Here is a 1,823-nt window from a genome sequence, read left to right on the forward strand (position 1 = left end):
AATCATAACCGGGAAATTTGTGATCCCCGTTGATTCATGACTCGCATACATAGCAGATAAAAACATGTAATTCGAAACATAAACCTTAACTCCGACATAAAAGCAGACTTATGCTGGGGTTAAGGTATGTTTTAGCGCAATTTAAACGTTGAAATTCATGACATCACTTGCTAATTTTTAAGATACAAAATGTATCGTAATTAAATGAAGGAGTGTATTTTATGCAAAAGGTCAACCCCATAAGGGATAGGGAAAAAATAAAAGAAATCCAAGATATTCTTCTGAAGCGGTCACTCAGAGATTGGCTTCTGTTTACAACTGGAATAAATTCGGGGTTGCATCTTAACGACCTGCTTCAATTAAAAGTAAAAGATGTAAAGGGGAAAAATGTTATACAAGTAAAAGAAGAAAACACCGGAAAAGAAAAAAGTTTTGGGCTGATTGAAGAGTTACATGTGGGTTACCAACAATATCTTCAACTCATGGGTGATGAAGAGTATGTGTTCCGCTCAAAGAGAACGGGTGTTCCAATCAAACGGATTCATGTTTATCGAATTTTGAATAAGGCTGCCAAGGAAGCCGGTTTAAACGAAGTCGGTACACAGACGTTACGTAAGACGTACGGATATCACTTTTATCAAACAACCAAAGACGTATCCGTGCTTAAAGAATTATTTAATCAATCTGCACCGTCGGTCACATTGAAGTATATAGGAGTTAGCTCATAATCAATCGCAATTATCCGGCTATTGTGGATACATGAGGATCTCAGGAGCGACTGGAATGCTAAAATTGATGATTAACAAGAGAAGTTATTCTGTAAAGGGGGTTTTATTTGATAAGGATGGCACGCTACTCGATTTTATAAGTCTTTGGGGATATTGGAGCGTGTCGTTATACCGGAATTATTCAAGTAAAGTCTTGGCTGTTGCAAAGGATGGTATCATCGATCCCATCTCGGATTTGTGGGGAACGGTTCATGATGCCGCCGGGCATATGACGGATTATAGTAGAAATGGTCCACTCGCCATGGGATCGATTGGCGATTTGCTTGCTATATTAGCATGGCAAGGCTACCGGCGGGAACGATCTGGTGAAACAGGGAAAGCCCTTTCCCGAAATGGTACATAAGGCTTGCTTAGAGCTTGGATTAGCACCAAATCAGGTGACCTTGATTGGGGATACCAACAGCGATATGCAGATGGGGAAATCCGCAGGGGTTGCAGCCACCCCGATTTTGGCCATTTATATTGATGTTTGTTTTATATGGCTGCAGTTTTACCCTGCTTAACTTTGCTCTGATCTACATTGAAGTTGGAGTTGCTTACGCGATTTGGTCAGGCGTCGGTATTGTTCTAATTACACTGGTGGGATTTATACTTCAAGAAATCATTTAATATAAACCAATTAGCTTGGACGGTACTCATCGTTGTCGGTGTCATCGGCTTGAAGTTAAGCGGAAAGGTTCATTGATATGGCGGATTACAGCCTCATGTTTACAAAAAAAAAAAACAGATTTTACATGTAGTTAACATAATGAACGCGATTTTATTGTACAGTATTTTTTGTACGCATATAAAAAAACAGATTTTTTAATGTAAATATTATAAAATCACAAAAAATATTGAACGTAAGTCATCGAAATTTAAACGCGAATATCGCTGATTGAGCCAAGGCGCGATATCCCCAAGTATTAAACAAGTCATTCACTTTCGATATGAAAGTTTTTTTCCACAGGGATGAGAGAATTTTTGGGAGGTGGTGCTTACGGATTGAAATGGCCTTTATTTATCGCATCAGACTTTTTCGATCATCATTGTTTG

4 protein-coding genes are annotated in these 1,823 nt (G+C 38.7%); all 4 read left to right on the forward strand.

The genetic code is table 11. From position 1 onward, the window contains the following. The first annotated feature begins 221 nt into the window (after nt 1-221). Genes GC098_RS04675 through GC098_RS04685 form a run of 4 tightly spaced genes read left to right on the forward strand, consistent with a single transcriptional unit; the run spans nt 222 to nt 1,397 of the window. Nucleotides 222-728, forward strand: a complete 507-nt coding sequence (locus GC098_RS04675) for a tyrosine-type recombinase/integrase (protein WP_171641410.1) — start codon at nt 222-224, stop codon at nt 726-728. 55 nt (nt 729-783) lie between these two features. After that, nucleotides 784-1,131 (forward strand): HAD family hydrolase, encoded by a 348-nt coding sequence (locus tag GC098_RS04680; protein WP_246358426.1) that lies wholly within the window; start codon nt 784-786, stop codon nt 1,129-1,131. Continuing rightward, nucleotides 1,121-1,291: an HAD hydrolase-like protein gene (locus GC098_RS39780; RefSeq protein ID WP_246358427.1), complete on the forward strand. Its 171-nt coding sequence runs from the start codon at nt 1,121-1,123 to the stop codon at nt 1,289-1,291. The genes GC098_RS04680 and GC098_RS39780 overlap by 11 nt, the downstream gene beginning before the upstream one ends. After that, a complete protein-coding gene (locus GC098_RS04685; protein ID WP_246358428.1) occupies nt 1,254-1,397 on the forward strand; it encodes an SMR family transporter in 144 nt (47 codons plus the stop codon). Before GC098_RS39780 ends, GC098_RS04685 begins: the two co-directional genes overlap by 38 nt. Nucleotides 1,398-1,823: the final 426 nt, after the last annotated feature.

Origin of the sequence: Paenibacillus phytorum (assembly GCF_013141715.1) — a bacterium.
Classification (GTDB): domain Bacteria; phylum Bacillota; class Bacilli; order Paenibacillales; family NBRC-103111; genus Paenibacillus_E; species Paenibacillus_E phytorum.

What these genes read in the sequence shown, in the direction of transcription:
- GC098_RS04675 (WP_171641410.1), top strand. Translation starts at nt 222, where the DNA reads ATGCAAAAGGTCAACCCCATAAGGGATAGGGAAAAAATAAAAGAAATC.
- GC098_RS04680 (WP_246358426.1), top strand. Translation starts at nt 784, where the DNA reads ATGCTAAAATTGATGATTAACAAGAGAAGTTATTCTGTAAAGGGGGTT.
- GC098_RS39780 (WP_246358427.1), top strand. Translation starts at nt 1,121, where the DNA reads ATGGTACATAAGGCTTGCTTAGAGCTTGGATTAGCACCAAATCAGGTG.
- GC098_RS04685 (WP_246358428.1), top strand. Translation starts at nt 1,254, where the DNA reads ATGTTTGTTTTATATGGCTGCAGTTTTACCCTGCTTAACTTTGCTCTG.